At 68.4% G+C, this 3967-nt stretch carries 3 protein-coding genes and 2 pseudogenes; 3 read left to right on the top strand and 2 right to left on the bottom strand.

The annotated features are described in order from the left end of the window. Together RWO33_RS19615 and RWO33_RS19610 are read right to left on the bottom strand one after the other, a co-directional pair. A pseudogene (locus tag RWO33_RS19615) lies at positions 1-250 on the bottom strand (energy transducer TonB); the annotation flags it as partial. A 201-nt stretch (positions 251-451) separates the two neighbouring features. Next, positions 452-1186 (bottom strand): SIMPL domain-containing protein, encoded by a 735-nt coding sequence (locus RWO33_RS19610; RefSeq protein ID WP_314107077.1) that lies wholly within the window; start codon positions 1184-1186, stop codon positions 452-454. Positions 1187-1316: 130 nt separating this feature from the next. On the opposite strand from RWO33_RS19610, the gene RWO33_RS19605 reads away from it, so the two are divergent. From RWO33_RS19605 to RWO33_RS19595, 3 genes and pseudogenes are all read left to right on the top strand, one after another. Next, the gene (locus RWO33_RS19605) at positions 1317-1901 is read left to right on the top strand and encodes a Maf family nucleotide pyrophosphatase (protein WP_314107075.1); all 585 of its coding nucleotides are present in this window, start codon (positions 1317-1319) and stop codon (positions 1899-1901) included. Continuing rightward, positions 1894-3381: a ribonuclease G gene (rng, locus tag RWO33_RS19600; RefSeq protein ID WP_314107073.1), complete on the top strand. Its 1488-nt coding sequence runs from the start codon at positions 1894-1896 to the stop codon at positions 3379-3381. Before RWO33_RS19605 ends, rng begins: the two co-directional genes overlap by 8 nt. Positions 3382-3426: 45 nt before the next feature. Then, positions 3427-3967 (top strand): annotated as a pseudogene (locus RWO33_RS19595) (hypothetical protein); the annotation flags it as partial.

Below are 3967 nucleotides of genomic sequence, written 5' to 3'. Positions count from 1 at the left end.
GTTGGGTGGTCGGCGCACGCACCGGCACCGGTTCCTGCGGCACGATCGGCGGGGGCGGCGCGGGTTGCGGCACCGGCGGGGATATCAGGTTCACCACCGTCCGCTCGCGCGGCAGCGGGGCGGCCATGTACGCGGCAGGAATGAGCAACAACATCAGTGCGAGCAGGTGCAGGGCCATCGCCGTGCTCCAGCCAAGCACGCGCGGGACGTCGATCTGCATCGGGACCACTGGGGGATGCGTACGGACCATGCTCCACTCTCCTTGCCAGATGTGCGTGCGGGAACATCAACGTGCAGGGGCCGGGGCCCCGCAATGGCAGCAATACCGCAGCCCGGCGCGGGCCGGAAGTCAGGGGGCGGGCCATCGTTTGGCTACCGGTCAGAAAACGGTAGCGCCAGCCGCTGGCCGGCCCACGCGATAACGAGGCCGGCCAACGGCCGGCGCTACCCCTTACCGGCCCAGGTCGAAGACGACGTCCAGGGTGACCGACACGGTCGATTCGCCCGGCGAGACCGGTGTGGAGACATCGGCCGCCATCGGCGCCGCTGCGGCCCGCATCATCACCGGGCGGAAGTTGCCGCCACCGCTCTCGGAAATGCTGACGATCCGGCGCACGCGCAGGCCCAGCGACTTGGCATAGGTTTCGGCGCGGGCCTGGGCCTTCTTCAGTGCGGCGAGGCGTGCTTCGTCGTACACCGGCTCGGGCTGGTCGATCTCGAACTGCGGGCCGTTGATCTGGTTGGCGCCCTGTGCGGCCAGGGCATCAAGCACCTTGCCCAGCTTGGCGATGTCGCGCACCTTCAGGCTGACCGTGTTGCTGGCCTGGTAGCCGGTGATCTTCGGCGCTTCGTTCTCCGCATAGCGGTACTGCGGGCTGAGGTTGACCCCGCTGGTCTGCACGTCGCGCTCGGCGATGCCGGCGGCCTTGATCGCGGCCAGCACCTTGACCATCTGCTCGGCGTTCTGGCGCATGGCGGTGTTGCCGTCGGTCGCCTGGGTGACCACGCCGGCCGAAAGCGTGGCCACGTCGGGCACGCGCCGGGCTTCGGCGTTGGCCGAAATGTTGAGCAGGGTGCCGTCGGCGGGCACGGCGATGGCAGGTTGGGACTGGGCGTGGGCGGTCATCGAGGTTCCCAGGGCAAGCGACAGGGCGAGGAGCAGCGGGGACAGGGGGTTGCGGCGCATGTGCATCTCCTTGTGAAGGCGTTGAGGTTGGTGTCGGTGCGATGAACGTCTGGTGAGAAGGAGTGGGGTTGCGGGCGATTGGGTGCTGTTGCTCGCGATTCAGACCGGGCGCGCAGGTTATGCTTCCGCGATGCTTTATCTTGCCTCCCGTTCGCCCCGACGAACCGAATTGCTGGCGCGCCTGGACCGACCCTTCCATGCGCTCGACCTTGACGTGCCCGAAGTACGGGCCGACGGGGAAGCCGCCTTGGACTACGTGCAGCGCGTGGCCGTGGACAAGGCCCGCGCCGGATTGGCCCGGGTGCTGGGCGAGGACCCGCAGGCGTGGGTGCTGGGCGCGGACACCGAAGTGGTGCTGGACGGGGAGGTGTTCGGCAAGCCGGTCGATGCCGCCGACGCCAGCGCGATGCTGCGCCGGCTGTCCGGTCGCACCCACCAGGTGATCACCGTGGTGGCGCTGGTCGCCGCGGGGCAGGAGCAGGTGGCCACGGTGGCGTCGGAGGTCGGCTTCATCGCGCTGGACGAGGCGGCCATCGCTGCCTACGTCGCCACCGGCGAACCGATGGGCAAGGCCGGTGCCTATGCCATCCAGGGTGGGGCAGAGCGCTACATCCACCACCTGGCGGGAAGTTATTCGGGCGTCATGGGATTGCCCCTGCAGCAGACCGAACAGTTGCTGCAGGCATTCGAATCGAAGGGAGTCGCCCGTGTCTGAAGAAATCCTGGTCAACGTCACCCCACGTGAAACCCGCGTGGCGGTCATCGAAAACGGCATGCTGCAGGAACTGCACATCGAACGCGGCTGGCGCCGCGGCGTGGTCGGCAACATCTACAAGGGCAAGGTGCAGCGGGTCATGCCCGGGATGCAGGCCGCCTTCGTCGAGGTCGGGCTGGAGCGTGCTGCCTTCCTGCACGCCAACGACGTGGTCCGCCCGGCCCCGGTGGCCAGCGCCGACACCGAAGGCACCACGCTGCCGCCCCCCTCGTCGGTGCCCATCGTGGAACTGCTGCGGGACGGACAGGACATCGTGGTGCAGGTGGTCAAGGACCCGATCGGCACCAAGGGCGCGCGCCTGACCACCCAGATCAGCATTCCCTCGCGCTACATGGTGCTGCTGCCGCAATCCAAGGTGGTCGGGGTGTCGGCGCGGATCGAGGACGAAGCCGAGCGCGCGCGCCTGAAGAGCCTGGTGACCGAACTGTCGGCCCAGCACGGCGGGTATGGCTACATCGTGCGCACCAACGCCGAAGGCCAGCCGGCCGAGGCGATCGCCGAAGACATCGCCTACCTGTCGCGGGTCTGGAACGTGGTCGAGCGCCGTGGCCGTGAAGCGGCCTCCTGCAGCGTGATCTATGAAGACCTGAGCCTGCCGCTGCGCTCGGTGCGCGACCTGATCCGCAAGGACGTGGACAAGGTGAAGGTGGATTCCAAGGAGACCTTCACCCAGCTGCAGGCCTTCGTGGCCAAGTACATGCCGGTGCTGGCCGAGAAGCTGGAGCTGTACAGCGGTGACCGCCCGATCTTCGACATGTTCGGGGTCGAGGATGAGATCGGCCGCGCGCTGGACAAGCAGGTGCCGCTCAAGTCCGGCGGTTACCTGGTGATCGACCAGACCGAGGCGATGACCACCATCGACGTCAACACTGGTTCGTTCCTGGGCCAGCGCAACCTGGAAGAGACGGTGTTCCGCACCAACCTGGAAGCGGCCCAGTCGGTGGCGCGCCAGCTGCGGCTGCGCAACCTGGGCGGGATCATCATCATCGACTTCATCGACATGGACGATGCCGAACACCGCCGCCAGGTGCTGCGCACGCTGGAGAAGGCGTTGGCGCGCGACCATGCCAAGACCACGGTGTACGAGTTCTCGCCGCTGGGGCTGGTCGAGATGACCCGCAAGCGCACCGTGGAAAGCCTGGAACGGCAGTTGTCCGAGCCCTGCCCGGAATGCAGCGGGCGCGGCTCGATCAAGACCGCCGAAACGGTCACCTACGAGATCTTCCGCGAGATCACCCGGGCCGTGCGCCAGTTCGATGCCGCGCGGCTGCTGGTGATCGCCTCCTCCAAGGTGGTGGCGCGGATCACCGATGAAGAGTCGGCGGCCGTGGCCGAGCTGGAGGAATTCCTCGGCAAGTCGATCCGCTTCCAGGCCGACGAGCAGTACCTGCAGGAGCAGTTCGATGTCGTGCTGCTGTGACCTGGGCATGCCCGTGACCGGTCCTGCCGGCGCACCCGGGGACCGATGAGCGCGCCGCTGCGCCTGCGACTGCGAAGGATCCGCCGCCATGCCGTGTATGCCGTGGCGATCGTACTGGTGTGCGTGGCGCTGCTGGTCGGCAGCGTCAGCCAGCTGATGCCGCTGGCCGAACGCCACCCGGACAAGGTGGCCGGCTGGCTGAGCGCGCGCGCCGGCCAGCCGGTGGCGTTCGACCAGTTGCAGACGCGCTGGACCCGGCGCGGCCCGCTGCTGGCGCTCAAGGGCCTGCGCATCGGTGAAGGTGAGGGCCTGCGCATCGGCGAAGCCGAGGTCCTGGTGTCGCTGTATTCCGGCCTGCTGCCCGGGCATTCGCTGACCGAACTGCGCCTGCGCGGACTGGCGCTGGAGCTGCAGCGCGCCGAGGACGGGCGCTGGTCGGTGCGCGGCCTGCCACAGCCCAAGGCCGGCGGCGATCCGTTGGAAACGCTGCGCCGCCTGGGTGAGCTGCAGGTGATCGGTGGCCGGCTGCGGGTCGACGCGCCGTCGCTGAAGCTGCAGGCCGAGCTGCCGCGCATCGACCTGCGCC

This window comes from uncultured Stenotrophomonas sp. (genome assembly GCF_963519925.1).
Lineage (GTDB): Bacteria > Pseudomonadota > Gammaproteobacteria > Xanthomonadales > Xanthomonadaceae > Stenotrophomonas > Stenotrophomonas maltophilia_AE.
The sequence above is the reverse complement of the archived record's forward strand: the minus strand, read 5'-3'. Positions and strand labels throughout refer to the sequence as shown.